Raw genomic sequence first — 18719 nt, forward strand, 5'->3', positions numbered from 1 at the left:
GTGCGACGGGCTCCGCCGGTTCACACCCCGACGCATGGGTTGCGTTTCGTCTGCGGGTGCGTTGTGGCTGGTCGCGCCCACGCGGTGAAGCCGCATGTCGATACGGCCCCGGGCCCCTAGAGGGTCTCGTCGAGGTCCGCCATGAGCAGCTCCCCGTTGATGAAGGCCCCTGCCCGGTAGCCGCCCGCCGCCGCGTTCACGACCTGTTCGGCGAAGCCCATCGCGTTGCCGACCGCCCAGACACCGGGGACGGTCGTCAGGCCCGTCCCGTCGACCACGGGGTACGCGCCGAAGGGGGTCTCGGTCAGCTCGGCGCCCAGTTGCACCAGCAGATCCGTTTGCGGGACGGCGCGCGGCGCGGTGAACACGACCTCGCGCGTGTGCACCGTGCCGTCGGCCAGGCGCACGCCCGTGAGCCGGTCGTCCTCGATCACCAGCCCGGCCACCTCGCCGGGCACCACCTGCACGCCCGCCGCCGCGAGCCTGCGCCGGTCGTCGTCCGCGAGGTCCGACTCGGCGACCTCGTGCAGGAAGAAGGTCACGTCCTTCGACCACTGCGACACCATCAGCGCCTGGTGCACGCTCTGTGCGGTGGTCGCCAGCACACCGAAGGCCTGGTCACGGACCTCCCAGCCGTGGCAGTACGGGCAGTGCAGCACATCCTTGCCGAACCGCTCGGCGACGCCGGGGACATCCGGCAGCTCGTCCTTGAGGCCGGTGGCGACGACGAGCCGCCGGGAGCGGACGCTGCGGCCGCTCGCCAGGTCGACCGTGAAGTCCTCGCCGCGCCTGACGTCCACGGCCCGGTCCCGGACGAGCTCCACGCCGTACCGGGCGATCTCCTCGCGGCCGACCGCCAGGAACTCGGCGGGGGACATGCCGTCCCGGGTCAGATAGCCCTGCATGTGCGCGGCGGGCGCGTTGCGGGGCTCGCCCGCGTCGACGACCAGGGTGCGGCGGCGGGCCCGGCCCAGGACGAGGGCGGCCGAGAGGCCCGCCGCACCGCCTCCGACGACGATCACTTCGTACGTTTCGGTCATGGTGACCACCTCCACCCGGACCGTGCCTCGGAGGGCGCGGGATTGACAAACAAGTTTGCCGAAACTGCAATACCGGCATGAGTACCGATGAAGTTCTCGCGGGCGTGGGTCCCAGGCTGCGGCAGATGCGCAAGGAGCGCGAGGTGAGCCTCGCCTCGCTGTCCGAGGTGACCGGCATCTCGGTGAGCACGCTCTCCCGGCTGGAGTCCGGCCTGCGCAAACCCAGCCTGGAACTGCTGCTGCCGATCGCGCGGGCGCACCAGGTGCCGCTGGACGAGCTGGTCGGCAACCCCGTCGTCGGCGATCCGCGGGTGCGCGCCACCAAACCGATCGAGCAGTACGGCCGCAAGCACTGGCCGCTCACCCGCCAGCCCGGCGGCCTCCAGGCCTTCAAGGTGCTCGAACCGCAGCGCAGGCTCGAACCGGAGCCGCGCACGCACGAGGGCTACGAGTGGCTGTACGTCCTGTCGGGCAGACTGCGGCTGGTGCTCGGCGAGCACGACGTGGTGCTCACGGCGGGCGAGGCCGCCGAGTTCGACACGCGGGTGCCGCACTGGTTCGGGTCGACGGGGGAGGGGCCGGTGGAGTTCCTCAGTCTGTTCGGGCCGCAGGGAGAGCGGATGCATGTGCGGGCGCGGCCCAAGAAGTCGTGACGCACATGACTGTGCCCACATGACTGTTCCCTGATCGGCAAGCGACCGCTTAGTATGCGAAGCGACCCCGGTCAGACGAAGCAGTCCCCCGTGGAGGCACCGCATGCAGGCATGGCAAGTGCACGAGAACGGCGAGCCGAGCGAGGTGATGCGGCTCGAGGACGTCGGGACGCCCGCGCCCGGTGACGGCCAGATCCTGCTGAAGGTGCGTGCCGCGAACATCAACTTCCCGGACGCCCTGCTGTGCCGGGGCCACTACCAGGTCCGGCCGCCGCTGCCCTTCACGCCGGGCGTGGAGATCTGCGGCGAGACCGAGGACGGGCGCCGTGTCCTGGCCAACCCCGCGCTGCCGTACGGCGGTTTCGCCGAGTACGCCGTCGCGGACGCCGTCGCCGTCCTGCCCGCGCCCGAGGCGCTCGACGACGCCGAGGCCGCCGCCCTGCACATCGGCTACCAGACCGGCTGGTTCGGCCTGCACCGCCGGGCCGGCCTGGAAGCCGGTGAGACGCTGCTCGTCCACGCTGCCGCTGGAGGGGTCGGCAGCGCGGCCGTGCAGCTCGGCAAGGCGGCCGGGGCGAGGGTCATCGGTGTCGTGGGCGGTGCGGACAAGGCGGCCGTCGCCCGTGAGCTGGGCTGTGACGTCGTCATCGACCGGCGTGCCGAGGACGTCATCGGCGCCGTGAAGGAGGCCACCGGCGGCCGAGGCGCCGACGTCATCTACGACCCCGTCGGAGGCGAGGCGTACGCCCAGTCCGCCAAGGTCGTCGCCTTCGAGGGCCGGATCGTGGTCGTCGGCTTCGCGAGCGGCACGATCCCCAGCCCGGCGCTCAACCACGCCCTGGTGAAGAACTACTCGATCCTCGGTCTGCACTGGGGCCTGTACAACACCAAGAACCCGAAGCTGATCCAGCACTGCCACGAACAGCTCACCGAGCTGGCCGCACGGGGCGCGATCAAGCCGCTGGTGAGTGAGCGGGTGCCGCTCAGCGGGGCCGCGGTCGCCGTCCAGAAGGTCGCCGACGGAGTCACCACGGGCCGTATCGCCGTCGTGCCGTCGCTGGAGAACGGAGCCGCCGCATGACGATCGACGCAGCCGAACTCCGGCGCTGCACAGGCGAGTTGCTGGACGCCCATCCGCCCACCGGCACCGACCGTCTGGACTTCCTGCGCGCCCGCTTCGACGCGGGTCTGGCGTGGGTGCACTACCCGGAGGGCCTCGGCGGACTCGGCGCGCCCCGCTCCCTCCAAGCCGTCGTCGACGCCGAGCTGGAGGCCGCGGGCGCCCCCGACAACGACCCGCGGCGCATCGGGATCGGGCTGGGCATGGCCGCGCCGACGATCCTGAAGTACGGCACCGAGGAGCAGAAGCAGCAGTATCTGCGGCCCCTGTGGACGGGTGAGGAGGTCTGGTGCCAGCTCTTCAGCGAGCCCGGCGCCGGATCCGACCTCGCCGCGCTCCGGACCCGTGCCGTCCGCGAGGGCGAGGACTGGGTCGTCAACGGGCAGAAGGTCTGGACGTCCAGCGCCCACATCGCCCGCTGGGCCATCCTCATCGCCCGCACCGACCCGGACGTGCCCAAGCACGCGGGCATCACCTACTTCCTCTGCGACATGACCGACCCCGGTGTCGAGGTCCGGCCGCTGCGGCAGATCACCGGTGAGGCCGAGTTCAACGAAGTCTTCCTCACCGACGTCCGCATCCCGGACTCACGTCGCCTCGGCGAGGTCGGCGACGGCTGGCGGGTCGCGCAGACCACACTGAACAACGAGCGGGTCGCGATCGGCGGCATGCGGCTGCCCCGCGAGGGCGGCATGATCGGCCCGATCGCCGGGACCTGGCGCGAGCGGCCCGAGCTGCGCACCCACGACCTGCACCAGCGGCTGCTGAAGCTGTGGGTGGAGTCCGAGGTCTCCCGCCTCGCCGCGGAGCGGCTGCGCCAGCAGCTCGTCGCGGGCCAGCCCGGCCCCGAGGGCGCCGGCATGAAGCTCGCCTTCGCCCGCCTCAACCAGGAGATCAGCGGCCTGGAGGTCGAACTGCGCGGCGAGGAGGGCCTGTTGTACGACGACTGGACCTTGCGCCGCCCGGAGCTCGTGGACTTCACCGGCCGCGACGCCGGGTACCGCTACCTCCGCTCCAAGGGCAACAGCATCGAGGGCGGGACCAGCGAGGTCCTGCTGAACATCGTCGCCGAACGCGTCCTGGGCCTGCCGTCCGAGCCGCGCACCGACAAGGACGTCGCTTGGAAGGACCTGACCCGATGAAGACGCAGAGCGACCTGTTGTACTCGGAGGAGGAAGAGGCGCTGCGCGCCGCCGTACGGGACCTGCTCGCCGATCACTGCGACGCGCCCGGCGTCATCGCGCGCACCGAGTCGGACGCCCCGCACGACCTCGCGGCCTGGAAGGCCCTCGCGGACGGGATGGGCCTGGCCGGGCTCCTGGTCCCGGAGGAGCAGGGCGGCCAGGGTGCCACCCACCGCGAAGTCGCCGTCGTACTGGAGGAGTTGGGGCGCGCGGTCGCGCCCGTGCCGTTCCTGACCAGCGCCGTCGTGGCCACCGAGGCCCTGCTCGGCTGCGAGACCGACGCGGGTCTGCTGGCCGAGCTGGCGTCCGGGCGGCGGATCGGCGCGCTCGCCGTGGCACTGAACGTGGCTCCGGGCGGCGCCCACAAGGTCGTACGGCATGAGGGCGGCGCCCTGCACGGGGAGCTGACCGGCATCGCGGACGCGGCCGTCGCGGACGTGCTGCTCGTGCCCGCGGACGACGGTGGGCTGTACGCGGTCGACTCCGAGGCCGTGACCGTCACCCCGCAGGTGTCCCTGGACCTGACCCGCCCGGTGGCCACGGTGCGCCTGGACGGGGCGCCCGGCCGGCTGCTGGGGGCCGCCGAACCCGCCGTGGGCCGCGCCCTGCGCGCCGGAGCCGGGCTGCTCGCCTCCGAGCAGTTCGGGCTCGCCGAATGGACGTTGACCGAGACGGTCCGCTATCTGAAGGACCGCAAGCAGTTCAACCGGCCCGTCGGCGGCTTCCAGGCGCTCAAGCACCGGCTCGCCCAGCTGTGGCTGGAGGTCGTCAACGTCCGTGCCGCCGCCCGGGGCGCCGCCGACGCGCTCGCGACGGGGAACGACGTCGACGTGGCGGTGGCCGTCGCCCAGGCCTACGCGGCGCCCGTCGCCGTGCACGCCGCCGAGGAGGCGCTGCAACTGCACGCCGGAATCGGCATGACCTGGGAGCACCCGGTCCACCTGTACCTGAAGCGCGCCAAGGCCGACTCCATCGCCTACGGCACGGCAGGCGCCCACCGTGCGGCCCTGGCCGAACTCGTCGACCTGCAGGCTCCCTGACGTCCATCTGAGCGAACCCCGCGAAAAGCCCGCCCGACCTGGGGCGGGCTTTTTCGTGTGCGCTGCACCGGTGAAGTGAACGCAGGGCGGCAGTCCGGCCAACTCGCCGCCCAGCTCTGCTGTTTGGGCCTTCGGAATCGCATACTCGCAGCGGTTCCCAACGCCTGGAACGCCCCTGTCAGGGAGGCAGAGCACATGGCCCTCACCACTCGTCGCAGAGCCCTCACCACCCTCGGCGCCGCCCTCGCGGGCGCGATCGCCCTGCCCGCCACCGATGCGTCGGCCGGCGAACAGAAGCACGGCCCACGCCCCTTGTGGCGCGCCCACGCCCACAACGACTACGAGCACCCGCGTCCCCTCCTGGACGCCCTCGACCACCGCTTCGGCAGCCTCGAAGCCGACATCTACCTGGTCGGCGACCAGCTCCTCGTCGCCCACGACCCCGAGGACCTCGACCCCGGGCGCACACTGGAGTCCCTCTACCTCGACCCGCTGGCCGCCCGCGTGCGGGCCAACCACGGCTCGGTCCACCGCGGATACCGCAAGCCGATCCAACTGCTCATCGACATCAAGACCGAGGGCGCGTCGACGTACCTCGAACTCGACAAGCACCTCAAGCGCTACAAGCACCTGTTCACGACGTACGCCCACGGCCGGGTCCTCCCCGGGGCGGTCACCGCGGTGATCTCCGGGGACCGTGCCGCCCGTACGCCGATGGAGGCCCAGACCGTCCGCCGCGCCTTCTACGACGGTCGCCTCGCCGACCTCGGCAGCCCGGCGCCGGCCTCCTTCATCTCGCTCATCAGCGACAACTGGACGCTCAACTTCACCTGGCTGGGCGTCGGCGTCTTCCCGGACGCCGAGCGGCAGAAGCTGCGCGGCATCGTCCGGGCGGCGCACTCCCGCGGGCAGAAGGTGCGGTTCTGGGCCACCCCGGACGTGGCCGGCCCGGCCCGGGACGCGCTGTGGGGCGAACTGCTGGCCGCCGGCGTCGACTTCCTCAACACCGACGACCTCGCCGGCCTGGAGGCCTTCCTCGACGCCCGGCAGCGGACCTCCTAGAACGCCGCGCGGGAACACCACACGTTCGGAGGACAGGTCAGCCGCCCGGACGAACCCTCCGCTACGCCACACTTGCGGCCGAACGCCGCGAACCTTGACAAGGCGGCGTGGCGGAGGAGGTTGACGATGGCCATTTCCATCTCGGTGGTGTTGTTGCTGTTCATCCTGGCGGTGATCTTCGTCCGCAACGGCGGACTGAAGATCACCCATGCGCTGGTGTGCCTGCTGCTCGGCTTCTACCTGGCCAGCACGAGCATGGCGCCCACCATCAACAGCGGTCTGACGGCCACGGCGGACATCGTCAGTGGCCTCAGACCGTAACGGTCAGCGAGCCGAGAAGACTCCGATGCCGTTGGGGACAGGGCGTTCCACACCGTCGGACGGGTGGTTCCGTACCGAGACCGTCCCCGCTCCCGGCGTGCGGGCGACCAGCGTCGACGAGCCGCCGCCGTCCAGACTGAAGGCGTCGGCCGAGCCCAGATCCCGCATGACGGAGGCCACCTCCGCGATGGTCAGACCGGTGCGGTACTCGGGAGCGCCGTCCAGCGCGAGCAGCAGCAGGCGCCGGCCGTTGTCCGCGATGCCCACAGCCGTGCGCACGGCCGAGGCCCGGTTGTCGAGGCCGGGCAGGGGCTGTCCGTCGTCCAGGACCGGATAGCCGCCGAGCGCGAAGCGGAACGGAACCCGCGACTTGGCTGCCACCAGCCGGTGCCGTACCGTCACGCGCTCGCCCGCGAAGAACTTCCGCAGCTGCTGCGCGCCCGCCTCGCGGCCCACGAGCACGGTCGTGTCCGGCGCGATCGGCCCGCTGCCGGGCGTGTCGGCGGTGGACACGACACGGCCCCGGCGGACCGTCACCTCGTAGGTGTCCGCGCTGCACGGAGCCGCCCGGTCCGTGTCCGTCCCGCAGGTGGCACGCACCCGGGAGACGCTGCCCCACTTGGCGGTGAACGCCCCGATGGACCCCACCGGCAGGGCGTACTGGTTGAACCCGCGCAGCGGCAGCCGGCCCTCGGGCGTGCGGATGGAGCCGTCGAGGCTCAGGCCGTCGAGGCGGGCCCGGCGGTCGACGCCCAGGCCGAACACGTCCTCGGTGCTCGTGCCGGGCGGCAGCGCGGGCCCGAAGCGCTGGCCGTTCGGCACCGCGCCCTTCAGCGCCGTGCCGCGCGCGATGGCCGGTCCCACACTCGCGCCGGTCGCCTGGACGCCGGGGTGCTGGGCCTCGCTGATGTTGAAGAAGTCGCCGTTCACGCCCGCGACGGCGCCCTGCGCGGTGGCCTGCTCGGAGATGGTCGCCCGGGCCGCCACCGCCCCCGGATGCAGCAGATCGAGGCGCACGCGCGGGTTGCGCAGGTCGACGGTGAGGACATGGGCGTGCGCCGTGCCCTTCGCCGCCGCGATGTCGAACTCGTCGTACGAGACACCCGGCGCGACCGGAGTGCCCTGCGCGGCGCCGGCCGGTGCCGCCCCCACCAGGGCCGTACCGGCCAGCGCGCTGAGTGCCGTGAGCAGCGTGAGGGCCGCTCCGGCGGTTCCGAACCGTTTCTGACGACGCGTCACAGTGCCCCCTGATGTCTCGTCAAATGTGGCAGGACTCAGGGGAAGTGCACCAGACGGCGATGGGCTGCGGGGTTTCTAGGCGCCGACGACGCGAGAACGGGTGAGGAAACGTACCCCCTCGGGTGCCTCCAGGGAGAAACCGCTGCCCCTGCCCTCCACGACATCGACGATCAGCCGGGTGTGGCTCCACGCCTCGTACTGACTGCGCGCCATCCAGAAGGTCACCGGCTCCTCGACCCCCTCGACATGCAGCTCCGCGAGCAGCACGTCCGAGCCGCCGGTACGGAACTCGCCCTCCGGGTAGCACATCGGCGCGCTGCCGTCGCAGCAGCCGCCGGACTGGTGGAACATCAGCGGGCCGTGCGTCGCCCGGAGCCGGCGCAGCAGGTCGGCGGCCGCGGGAGTGAGTTCGACGCGGGGGGTCTCGTCGTACGGCGGGGTCTCCTCATCCATGGGAGCAAGGGGAGCACGGGGAACGTTGCGAGAGGGTTGCACCAATAATGGTTCTGTCCATGTCAGTGGGCGCTGTTAGCCTCCTGCGGCCCGTGTGATCAACGGGCTCACCAGGGGAGGAAAAGACTTGAACAGTGCCAGAAGCAGCGGGAGTCGGCACAGACCCGGCCGCATCGCGGTGGGGGGCCTCGTCACCGCGGTCGTCCTGACCGCGCCCGGAGTCGCCCACGCCGCCGAGAACCTGCCGCCGCGTCAGCCGCTGGTCCAGGATCTGCAGACCGGTACGAAGGCGTGCGCCGCGGGGGAGCAGAAGGCGTACGTCGGGGCGCCGCCGACGCTGGAGGCGGTGCTGTACGACCCGGAGGAGGACAACCACCCGGCCGAGGCCAACATGGTCAAGGGCGAGTTCGAGGCGTGGTGGACCGACGCCGAGGGCGTGGAACAGCGCCGCACCCACACCACGTCGGAGACGCTGTCCGACTCACCCCAGCGTTGGCGGCTGCCGGACGACATTCCGGCGAACACGGTCGTCTCCTGGCACGTGCGCGCCGACGACGGCACCGCTATCTCCGCGTGGAGTTCCGAAGGCGCCGGCTCGGTCTGCCAGTTCGTGTACGACGACACCAGCCCGGAGAAGGCCGTCGTCACGTCCACCGACTATCCGGAGGAGCAGATCCAGGACGGCGTCGGCGTCTACGGCAGCTTCACCATCGACTCGCCGTCGGACGATGTCACGCAGTACGTCTACAGCTTCATCGGCGGCCCGCAACTGACCGCCTGCCCCGACGCGCTCGGCGGCCCCGTCACCATCCGGCACCTCCCGATGAGGTCCGGCACGGACTACCTCAGCGTCCGCGCGATCGACCGTGCCGGGCGCAGCAGTACGACGACCACGTACTGGATCCGGATCAAGGCGGGCCGCGCCCCGGTCGCCCACTGGAACCTGACGGACCCGGCGGGCTCCACCACGGCCGCTGCCGAGGCCGGCCCGGCCGCCGACGCCGGCTCCGGGGTGACCTTCGGCACGACCGCGCCGCGCGGAACCTCGCTTGCTTCCGTGGCGAGCCTCGACGGCGGCAGGCACGCCTTCCTCACCCCGGACGCCCCGGCGGTCGACACCGCTAAGACCTTCGCCGTCAGCGCCTGGGCGCGCCCCGCGCGGACGGACCGGAACATGACCGTGGCCGGCCAGGACGCGGGGGCGCACGCGGCCTTCACCCTGGGGCTGCGCACCCGGCACGAGGGCCCGCAGTGGTCCTTCACCATCGGCGGCACCCGGATCACCGGCGGCGCCCCGGAGACCGGCGAGTGGGCCCACCTGCTGGGCCTGTACGACAAGGAGACCGGCAAGGCGCGGCTCTACGTCAACGGCAACGAGGTCGGCACGCCCGCCGAGGCGACACCGGACCGGACGGCGGGTGCCTTCCAGATCGGCCGCTCCCGCAAGGGCGGCGGCTACGGGAACCGCTGGCACGGCGCCGTCGGCGACGTCCGCGCCTACGACCGGGTGGTCGTTCCCACCGAGGTCACCGAACTGGCCTACCGCAAGCCGACGTTGCTCGGCCACTGGTCGCTGGAGACCGCCACGGACGGCGCGAGTCCCGAGCAGAACGGCAAGGCGCCGCTGACGCTCGGCCCGGGAGCCTCGATCCACCGCGGCCCGGACGGCTCCTGCATCCCCGACCTCGACCCGGACTGCCCCTTCGTGCCCTACCCGCTCGTCGGTGACGGCCACCTCCAGCTGGACGGGGCGACCGGTCACGCGACCACCGGGAGTGCCGTCGTGGACACCTCGGACAGCTTCACCGTCGGAGTGGTCGTCCGCCTCGCCGACGCCGAACCTGCCGCGCCGATGACCGTGCTGTCGCAGGCCGGTGAGCACACGGACGCCTTCAAGGTGCGCTACGACCCGGCGGTCCATGCCTGGCAGCTGCTGATGCCGGTGAAGGACGAGGCCGGCGCGCCCGAGGTCGTGGTCTCGCAGATCGAGTCCGCGGACGGCGGCGAGGGCCAGGGGCACCGGCTGGCCGTCGTCTACGACGACGCCACCGACCGGATCAAGCTCTACCTCGACGGCTACACCAACGCCGACGCCACTGCCACCCTCCCCAATGGCCTGCCCAGCTCCGGCGCACTGCAGATCGGCCGGGCCAAGGCCGGTGACGGCTGGGGCGAGTACCTGCACGGCGACGTCGACGAGGTGCAGGCCTACGCCGGGGCCTTGAGGGACAGCGACATCGGCGGTCTGGGCTGGGGCACCGATCCCTGCCTCTGCTGAGAGCTCACTGCAGGGGTGCGCCCTGAGCCAGGCCGAAATCTCGGCATCGGCTCAGGGCGCACAGGCAGTCATGGTGCCGGCATGGGCTAGCGGCGACCGGTGCCCACGGTGATGAAGCCCGGGGGCTTCGTGGCGGTGGTGTTGTCGTAGCGGACGTCGCCGGTGGACTTCTTCCAGATCCGGATGCGGAAGGTGTCCGGGCCGTCGGTGGCGGTGATGCGGAAGGCGTAGCCGCTGTCGCCGTTGACGGTGCCGGAGCCCTGGTAGACCGCCTGGCCGCCGGTGATCACGAGCCAGTCGGAGGCGGTGGAGCGGAACTTCAGCTTCGCCGGGCCGAAGTCGAAGCCGGCCTTGCCGGTGGGGGCCGTGGTGCCCTTCGGGTGGGCGTAGGCGGCGGCGAAGGAGAAGGCCGCCTTGCCGGTCAGGGTCGGCTCGGCCGGGTAGGCGCCGGTCGGGGAGGCGATCACGCCGGTGCCGAGGGCGGGGCCCGCGGTGCGGTCGTAGGCGATCAGCTCGGGCAGGGTGGTGCTGTCCGTCCCGCCGTCGTCGTCGATGACCGTGATCACCGGGCGGTGGATGCCGGCCTCGGCGTAGGTGTGCCGGGCCCGGCAGGTGGTGCCGGCGACCGTGCCGGTCGTCGGGCGGGTGCCGTCCTTCCAGTCGACGGTGCAGGTGTGGGTGTCCCGGGCGCCCGGGTCGTCGAAGGCGGCGGTCACGACGGTCCGCTTGCCGGTCTGCACGGCGGAGGAGGGACCGGTCGTCGAGGTGATCGCCGGGGCCGCGTTGGCCACGGTCACGGTGGCGGTGTCGCTGCCGCGGCCGCCTGTCAGGGTCACCTTGTAGGTGCCGTCGTCCGAGCAGGTGAGCGTGGTCCGGGCGGCGGTGGCGTCGGCGACCGTGCATGGGGCTCCCGCAGCCACCGCCCACTTCGGGGCGGCCGCGCCGGAGACCGAGCCGTGCAGCGCGATGGCGTCGCCCTCCTTGCCGCTGCTGTCCGGACCGGCGTGGACGACGGTCACCGGGTCGATGCCGGTCAGGGTGGGCACGACCTTCTCGATCAGGCCGTCGGCGTCGAACTCCAGCTTGTCGAGGGTCGTTTCGCGGTGCGTACCGTCACCGCCGGGGATCGCGAAGCGGTGATAGGCGATGTACCAGTCGTCGGTGTTCGGGACGTGTACGACCGAGTGGTGGCCGGGGCCCTTGATGCCGAGGGAGAGGTCCTTCTCCAGGATCACGCCGTGCTTGGTCCACGGGCCGGTGGGCGAGGGGCCGGTGGCGTAGGCGACGCGGTAGTTCTCGTCGCGGGTGTCGTTCTCCGACCACATGAAGTGGTAGGTGCCGTCGCGCTTGATGACGAAGGCGCCCTCGTTGTAGCCGCTCGGCGTGATGTCCGTGACCTTCGAGGTGTCGATGGAAGTCATGTCGTCGTTGAGCGGCGCGACGTACGCGCGGCCGTTGCCCCAGTAGAGATACGACCGGCCGTCGTCGTCCGTGAACACGGCCGGGTCGATCATCTGGCCCCTGTGGTCGCCCGCCTTGAGCAGCGGCCGGCCCAGCGTGTCCTTGAACGGTCCCGTCGGCGAGTCGGACACCGCGACACCGATGTTGGCGTCGGCGCAGTAGTAGAAGTAGTACTTCCCGTTCTTCTCGGCGATCGTCGGCGCCCAGGCCCTGCTGTCCGCCCAGGAGACGTCCGGGCCGAGGTCGAGGATGACGCCGTGGTCCTTCCAGTGGACCAGGTCGGTGGAGGAGTACGCCTTGAACTGCGTACCGCTCCAGCCCTCGAAGCCGTCGGTCGTCGGGTACAGGTAGAAGGTGTCGCCGAAGCGGACGATGTTCGGGTCGGCGTTGAGACCGGGCAGCACCGGGCTTCTCATGACGAGCGCCGACACCGACCAGGTGCGCTTCTTGCCGTCGGAGCCTGTCACCTCGTACGTCACCGGCTTGCTGAAGTCCTGGACGCTGCCGGAGGCGGGGCTGATCGCCGCTCCGTTGGCCAGGGTGAACTCCGGGGCGAGGGCGGTGAGATCGGTGCCCTCCTTCATCGGCAGCGTGATCCTGCTGCCGGAGTTGTCGACGAGCGCGTCGACCTTCAGCGCCGGGGCCGTCACCTTCGCGATGCCAGCGGTGTTGCCGCTGAGCTCCATGACCTGCGTGGCGGTGAGGGCCCGGTCGTAGACGCGGAAGTCGTCGACCTCGCCGCCGAAGTACGGGTCGGCCGCGTACAGGGACCTGCCGATGTAGCCGCCGTGGTCCTTGTTCGCGTCGTACAGCTCGGACGGCTTGACGGTGGTCGTCGTGCGGGCCGCCTCGATGCCGTCCACGTACAGGACCAGCGTGCCGGTCGGGCCGTCGAGGGTGACGGTGACGTGCCGCCACTCGCCCGGCGTGAGCTGCGAGACCGCCGTCAGCTTCGACTCCGCCGACCAACTCGCCTTGGTGATCGCCGAGTAGAGGCTGGAGCCGCCGTTGGAGGGCGTGGCGAAGAGGTACCTGTCGCTGTCGGGCCCGAGGCCGAACAGCCACTGGAAGTTGTCGCCGCCCTTCCACTTGGCGTACGTCGAGACGGTGACGCTGTCGGCGCCCTTCAGCACACCGTTGGGGATGCGGACGTACGGCGACGTGGTCGAACTGCTCGACCCGCCGGACATCTTGAACGAGCCGCCGTGCACGCCTGTGCCGAAGTCGGGCGTACGGACGTAGGTGCCGTGGTGGCCGCGGCCACTGGAGTCACGGGCGATGTTGCCGCCGGTCTCGTCGAAGTCGTAGCGCAGGAGCAGGTCGGCCGGGGCGTCCGGGCCCTCCTCGGACACCGTGACCTCGGCGCGGACCGGGAGTGCGGCGCCGTCCGGCAGGCTGCCCGTCACCTTGAAGGTGCCGGCCTGCGCGTACTTCGACTCCGGGACGTCCTCCCAGCTGACGGAGACGGGACGCTCGACACCGTCGGCGTGGCCGGCGATGACGGTGGCGGGCAGGACAGGCGCTCGCCCGGTTCTGGTGCTCACCTTCACGGCTTCGACGCTCTCGACGAGCTGGTCCGGCTGGTAGGCGCGCAGCAGACGGTCGTACTCGCCCTGGGTGACCGGGAGCACCGTGCCGTGGCGGGGCTTGGCCGGGAGGTCGTAGCCGGTGGCCGGGGTCCAGGTGCCGGAGGCGAGGTCGGTCGTCTCGAAGGGGATGTAGCCGCGACCGCCGAACTCGTCGAGGAAGGCGTACCACTTGTCCTCGGTGTTCGACTTGAACACCAGTGGCCCCTCGGCCGCGTTCATCGCACCCTTGCCGATGCCCTCGGCGACGGCGTCCCAGGACGGGTTCAGGAGCGAGTCGCTCTTCTCCTCGAAGATGAACTTGCTGTTGGGGGTCGAGGAGGAGTTGTTCCGCTCGTCCTTGGAGAGACGGAAGTACGTCCCGTCGTGCCGGATCACCGTGGAGTCGATGACGGAGTAGCCGCGGTCGATCCAGACCCTGGGCTCGCTGAAGGAGTAGAAGTCGCGGGTGGTCGCGTACATCATGCGGTTGTAGGTGTCGCCGGAGTGCGATTCGTTGTCGTACAGCTTCGACGCCCAGAAGACGACGTACTCACCGCGTTGCGCGTCGTAGAACGCCTCCGGCGCCCAGGTGTTGCCCGCGCTGTCCGGTGAGACCTTGACGAGGCGCTGGTTCGTCCAGTGGACGAGGTCGGTGGACTCCCACACCATGATGGACCTGCTGCCGGTGCGCTGGGCGGCGTCCCAGTCGCCGTTGCCGTAGATCCTGAGGTCGGTGGCGATCTGGTAGAACTTGTCGCCCTCGGGGGAGCGGATGATGAACGGGTCGCGCAGGCCCTTCTCGCCGAGCGTGGACGTCAGGACGGGCTTGCCGTCGTTCAACTCCCGCCAGTGCAAGGGGTCGTTGCCCTTGCTGAGGGCGGTGTAGAGCTGCTCGCCGTCGGCTGTGCCCTCGCCGGTGAAGTAGCTGAACATGTAGCCCTTGAGGGCTTCCTGCTTCGGCAGCTCGGGCACGGTCGCGGTGAACGTGCGGGTCGCCTTCGCCCCGCCCTTGGTGACGGTGGCGGTGAGCGCGACGGTGGTGTCGCCGGAGCCGTGTGCGGGGCGGTGGACCAGGCCGTCGGCGGAGACGACGTCCGGCTTCGCGGAGGACCAGGTGACGTCGGTGCCGTAGGAACCGGTCGCCGGGAGGGTGAGGTTGCCGCGTACGTCGTCGAGGTTGCGGACGGTGAGGGCCTCGGCGGCCTGCTCGGCGGAGGTCCGGTCGTCGAAGGCGGGGAGCACCGTGACGTCGAAGGTCCTGGTGTCGGTCACGGTGCCCTTCTTCAGGGTCGCGGTCAGCGTGGCGCGGGCGGCCGGCTCACCGGCGGCGGGGCGGGTCACCGCGCCGGAGCCGGACACGACGCCGGGATTGTCGCTGGCCCAGCTGATCGCGGAGCCGCCGGCCGTGCCGGTCCTCGGCAGATCGAGGTCGGCCGTGACGGCGTCGGTGTCACCGAGGCTCAGCGCGGCCTTGTCGTCGGCGACGCCCTGCGTGGCGACGGGGAGGGCGAGTTGCTCGACCTCGGAGCCGGCGAGGGCGCGGTCGTAGACGCGGAAGTCGCGGATCCGGCCCTTGAAGAGCTTGTCGTCGGAGTAGACCGACTTGCCGATGTAGTTGGCGGTGGTGGTGCCGGAGCCGATGGCGCCCGGGGTGAGGGTGACCGAGGTGTTGCGGCCGACCTCGACGCCGTCCTCGTACAGCACGCCGGTGCCACCGGTCTGGGTGTAGGTGACGTGCTTCCACACCGAGCGGGTCAGATTGTGCGAGTCGGCGGGCCGGGTGGTCTGCTCCGTCGACCAGTTGCCGGTCGCGACGGACGTCCGCAAGGAGTTGCCGGTGGTGAACAGGTAGCCGTTCCCGCTGCCGCCGCTCGAGTTGCCGAAGCCGTAGAGGAAGTACGGCGTGCTCTGCGCGGAGTCGATCTGCACGTCCAGCGAGACGGTGATCGCGGCCATGCCCTTCATGACGTCGTTCGGCACCTTGAGGTAGGTGTCCGAGCCGTTGAAGGCGAGACCCTGACCGGTGCCCGACCAGTCGGCGGCGCCGCTGACCGTGCCGGTGCGGCCGTTGCCGGAGGCGTCGGTCACCGTGCTGCCGGAGGTGGCGTCGAGCTTGTACCAGAGGGCGAGACCGTCGGTGATCTCCGTCGCCTCGGCCGTCTCGGCCGCCTGCGCGGGAAGGGTGGGTGCGGCGAGACCCAGCAACAGTGACGCCGCGGTCAGCCCGGCGAGTTGGCCCGCCAGACGTCTCGCGCGGACACGGACGCGTGCGATGTACGGCATGTGGATTCCCTGCTGAGGCATGGCGGGGCCGCGGCCATGGGCACCCTGCCGTTTCGGCTGTGTGACGTCGTGTTGCGAGAGTGTCAATCGGCGCGTGGTGCAGCGTCAAGAGTTTTCGAACAATGTCCGACTGGTCGAACGAAGGATTCGCGCGGGGGCAGAGGGCGGGTAACGGGGGCGTGTTGGGGCTGAGCTTCGGTCGAGCGGTGGCCGGTCAGCGATCGCGCCGCGTCCGGCGGGCCTCGGTCAGCAGGGGCACCAGGGGCAGCAGGGAGATCACGACGACGAAGGCGACCATCGGCAGCAGGTAGTCGTCGATGTCGGGGACGGAGGCCCCTAGGAGGTATCCGGCGAGGACGAGACTCTGCGACCAGAGCAGGCCGCCGACGATCTGCCAGACGGTGAAGGTCCGCACGGGTACACCGAGCGCACCGGCCGCCGGGTGCAGGACGGTCCGCACCATCGGGATGAAACGGCCGATCACCAGGGCCTTTCCGTAGCCATACCGGGCCAGGAGTTTCTCCGCCCGCTCCGCCGTCTCCCGCACGCGCCGTTTCGACGTGCGCGCCAGGAACGCCCGCCCGCCGTGCCGCCCGAGCAGATAGCCGACCTGGCCCCCGGCCACGGCGCCGACCGCCGCGCACAGCAGCACCTGCCACAGCACCAGGCCCGCCGGCTGGTCGGCGGTCGCCGCGCACAGCACGCCCGCCGGGATCAGCAGTGTGTCGCCGGGCAGGAAGAAGCCGACCACCAGCAGACCCGACTCCGCGAAGATCACCGCGAGGACCCCGAGGGCGCCGAAGGTCGCCAGCACGGAGTCGCCGTCCATCGGGTTGACGGCCCACATCGCCCTCACCTCCCGGCGTCCTCGTCGCTCGCCCCCGTCCAGCATCCCGTGGACGGGACATTGGCGCCTTTGCGCAGGGCGGTTCCCTCCGCGACAGCGCGGACCCCTGGGCGGGGTCAGGCGCGCCCATGCGCCTCTTGCGACCGTCGCGAGAGTGCGTCGATGACCACGGCGGCGAAGAGCACCCCACCCGTGATCATGAACTGGACGGCGGCGGGGGTGTCCGTGATCGCCATGCCCGAGGCGATCGACTGGATGACGAGCATGCCGAGCACCGCGGACCAGGTGGAGCCACGGCCGCCGAACAGGCTGGTGCCGCCGATGACGGCCGCCGCGATGGCGTTGAGCAGCAGCACTCCCGAGCCCGAACTCTGGCTCACCGAGGTGATGCGCGAGGCCAGGAACAGGCCGCCGATCGCGGCCATGGTGCCCGAGACCGCGAGCACCGCCGTCTGCACCCGCGTCACGCGGAGGCTGGCGCGACGGGCCGCCTCGACCCCGCCACCGAGGGCGTAGACCTGCCGTCCGTAGTGGGTGCGGCGCAGGACGATGTCGAGGCCGGCCACCACCACCAGGAAGATCAGCAGGGCGAGCGGCAGACCCTGGAAGCGGTTGAGCAGATACGCGGCGGCGAACGCGATCACCGCGAGGCCTCCGGCACGTACCGCGATGACCTGCAGCGAGCGGTGCGGCATCCGGGCGGCCACGCGGCGTCGTCTGTCCTGGTAGGACACGAGGAAGACGAGGCCCACGGCGACCGCCGCGATGCCGTAGGCGACGGCGTCATCGGTGAAGTAGTAGCTGGTCAGCTTGGCGACCAGCCCGTTCTCGTCGAGGTTGATCGTGCCGCTGGTGCCCAGGATGTAGAGCATGAGGCCGTTCCAGGTGAGCAGCCCCGCGAGCGTGACGACGAACGCCGGTACCCGGGTTCTGGCGAAGGAGTAGCCCTGCACGGTTCCCGCGGCCATCCCGGCGAGGACCGCGATGACGAGGGCGAGCCATTCGGGCATGCCGTTGTTCACGTTCAGCACGGCGAAGATGGCCGCCGCGAGCCCGCTGATCGAGCCGACGGACAGGTCGAGCTCCCCGAGCAGCAGCACGAAGACGATGCCGACCGCGATGAGGCCCGTGCCCACGATGTCCACGCTGAGATTGGACAGGTTCCGGGGGGAGAGGAAGTTCGCGTTGAGGGCCTGGAAGGTGATCCACACGACGGCGAGCACGACGACGACCGGTACCGAGCCCAGCTCTCCGGCCCTCAGCTTGCGCCGCGAGAAGGCCATCCAGTTCTCGATGGCACGGGCGGCGGTCTGCCCGCGGTGGGCCTGACGGGCCTCGGTGGCGGGTGCGGCGGGTTCGGCCTGAGGGCTGTCCGCCATGTCGCGCGTCCCTTTCACCATCCCGCCTCCTGGTGGGCCTGCCGGTGGGGCGCGTTCTCCGTCGCCCCGGTGATGGAGGAGATGATCTGCTCCTGGGACGCCGTGTTCACGTCGAAGAAGCCGTTGTTGCGGCCGAGCCGCAGGACCGCCGCCCGGTCCGCCAGCGCCTTGACGTCGCCCATGTTGTGGCTGATGAGAAGGACACCGAGGCCGCGGTCGCGCAGCTGGTCGACGAGGTCCATGACCTCGGTGGTCTGCTGGAGTCCCAGGGCCGCGGTCGGTTCGTCCAGCAGGAGAAGCCGTGGATCGCCCAGGAGCGAGCGGGCGATGGCGACCGTCTGCCGCTGACCGCTGGACAGGGACACGACGGGGGCACGCAGCTCGGGGACGCCCCTGGTCAGCCGCTCCAGCAGCTGGAAGGTGCGGCGCTCCATCTCCATCTCGTCAAGGAACCCGAACCTGCGGATCTCCCGCCCGAGGAACAGGTTGCCGACGACGTCGAGGTTCCCGCACAGCGCGAGGTCCTGGAAGACGGTGGCGATGCCGAGGTCCCGGGCGTCCTTGGGGCGCCTGATGTGGACCGTACGGCCCTCCCACTCGATGACGCCCCTGTCCGCGGGGGTGACTCCGGAGATCACCTTGATCAGAGTGGACTTGCCGGCCCCGTTGTCGCCGAGGAGGGCGACGACCTGGCCGGCGTGGATCTCCAGGTCGATGTCCTCGAGGACCTCGACGGCGCCGTAGCGCTTGCACACACCGTGCAACGCCAGCAGTGGGGGAGCAGACACGGA

General features: G+C 71.1%; 14 protein-coding genes. 7 read left to right on the plus strand and 7 right to left on the minus strand.

Annotation, left to right across the window (positions count from 1 at the left end):
• Positions 1 to 116 precede the first annotated feature (116 nt).
• Complete coding sequence (locus tag ACWGDB_RS22315; protein WP_453823995.1) at positions 117 to 1040, minus strand: NAD(P)/FAD-dependent oxidoreductase; 924 nt, start codon at positions 1038 to 1040, stop codon at positions 117 to 119.
• Between the two features lie 77 nt (positions 1041 to 1117).
• Here ACWGDB_RS22315 and ACWGDB_RS22320 point away from each other — a divergent pair, with 77 nt between their 5' ends.
• The 6 genes from ACWGDB_RS22320 to ACWGDB_RS22345 all read left to right on the plus strand — a co-directional run bounded on the left by ACWGDB_RS22320 (position 1118) and on the right by ACWGDB_RS22345 (position 6420).
• Positions 1118 to 1693, plus strand: a complete 576-nt coding sequence (locus tag ACWGDB_RS22320) for a helix-turn-helix domain-containing protein (RefSeq protein ID WP_328883150.1) — start codon at positions 1118 to 1120, stop codon at positions 1691 to 1693.
• A 103-nt stretch (positions 1694 to 1796) separates the two neighbouring features.
• Positions 1797 to 2774 (plus strand): NADPH:quinone oxidoreductase family protein, encoded by a 978-nt coding sequence (locus tag ACWGDB_RS22325; RefSeq protein ID WP_453823996.1) that lies wholly within the window; start codon positions 1797 to 1799, stop codon positions 2772 to 2774.
• Complete coding sequence (locus tag ACWGDB_RS22330) at positions 2771 to 3955, plus strand: acyl-CoA dehydrogenase family protein (protein ID WP_453823997.1); 1185 nt, start codon at positions 2771 to 2773, stop codon at positions 3953 to 3955. Before ACWGDB_RS22325 ends, ACWGDB_RS22330 begins: the two co-directional genes overlap by 4 nt.
• Positions 3952 to 5037 (plus strand): acyl-CoA dehydrogenase family protein, encoded by a 1086-nt coding sequence (locus ACWGDB_RS22335; RefSeq protein WP_453823998.1) that lies wholly within the window; start codon positions 3952 to 3954, stop codon positions 5035 to 5037. Before ACWGDB_RS22330 ends, ACWGDB_RS22335 begins: the two co-directional genes overlap by 4 nt.
• Positions 5038 to 5232: 195 nt before the next feature.
• Positions 5233 to 6099, plus strand: a complete 867-nt coding sequence (locus ACWGDB_RS22340; protein WP_453823999.1) for a phosphatidylinositol-specific phospholipase C/glycerophosphodiester phosphodiesterase family protein — start codon at positions 5233 to 5235, stop codon at positions 6097 to 6099.
• A 126-nt stretch (positions 6100 to 6225) separates the two neighbouring features.
• Positions 6226 to 6420 (plus strand): hypothetical protein, encoded by a 195-nt coding sequence (locus tag ACWGDB_RS22345; protein WP_328429264.1) that lies wholly within the window; start codon positions 6226 to 6228, stop codon positions 6418 to 6420.
• A 3-nt stretch (positions 6421 to 6423) separates the two neighbouring features.
• Here the strand turns inward: ACWGDB_RS22345 and ACWGDB_RS22350 are convergent, their stop codons facing one another.
• Entirely contained in the window at positions 6424 to 7659 is a 1236-nt protein-coding gene (locus tag ACWGDB_RS22350) for a phosphodiester glycosidase family protein (RefSeq protein WP_453824000.1), read from the minus strand.
• Between the two features lie 75 nt (positions 7660 to 7734).
• On the minus strand, positions 7735 to 8112 hold the full coding sequence (locus ACWGDB_RS22355; protein ID WP_453824001.1) for a DUF779 domain-containing protein: 378 nt from the start codon (positions 8110 to 8112) through the stop codon (positions 7735 to 7737).
• Positions 8113 to 8239: 127 nt separating this feature from the next.
• Here ACWGDB_RS22355 and ACWGDB_RS22360 point away from each other — a divergent pair, with 127 nt between their 5' ends.
• Positions 8240 to 10390: a LamG domain-containing protein gene (locus ACWGDB_RS22360; RefSeq protein ID WP_453824002.1), complete on the plus strand. Its 2151-nt coding sequence runs from the start codon at positions 8240 to 8242 to the stop codon at positions 10388 to 10390.
• 86 nt (positions 10391 to 10476) lie between these two features.
• Here the strand turns inward: ACWGDB_RS22360 and ACWGDB_RS22365 are convergent, their stop codons facing one another.
• The 4 genes from ACWGDB_RS22365 to ACWGDB_RS22380 all read right to left on the minus strand — a co-directional run bounded on the left by ACWGDB_RS22365 (position 10477) and on the right by ACWGDB_RS22380 (position 18716).
• Entirely contained in the window at positions 10477 to 15702 is a 5226-nt protein-coding gene (locus ACWGDB_RS22365) for a family 43 glycosylhydrolase (protein ID WP_453824003.1), read from the minus strand.
• A 214-nt stretch (positions 15703 to 15916) separates the two neighbouring features.
• Positions 15917 to 16549 (minus strand): DedA family protein, encoded by a 633-nt coding sequence (locus tag ACWGDB_RS22370; protein ID WP_453824004.1) that lies wholly within the window; start codon positions 16547 to 16549, stop codon positions 15917 to 15919.
• A 116-nt stretch (positions 16550 to 16665) separates the two neighbouring features.
• A complete protein-coding gene (locus ACWGDB_RS22375; protein ID WP_453824005.1) occupies positions 16666 to 17949 on the minus strand; it encodes a sugar ABC transporter permease in 1284 nt (427 codons plus the stop codon).
• Positions 17943 to 18716, minus strand: a complete 774-nt coding sequence (locus tag ACWGDB_RS22380; protein ID WP_453824006.1) for an ATP-binding cassette domain-containing protein — start codon at positions 18714 to 18716, stop codon at positions 17943 to 17945. Before ACWGDB_RS22380 ends, ACWGDB_RS22375 begins: the two co-directional genes overlap by 7 nt.
• Between the last annotated feature and the right edge of the window lie 3 nt (positions 18717 to 18719).

Source organism: Streptomyces sp. NPDC055013, assembly GCF_053608645.1.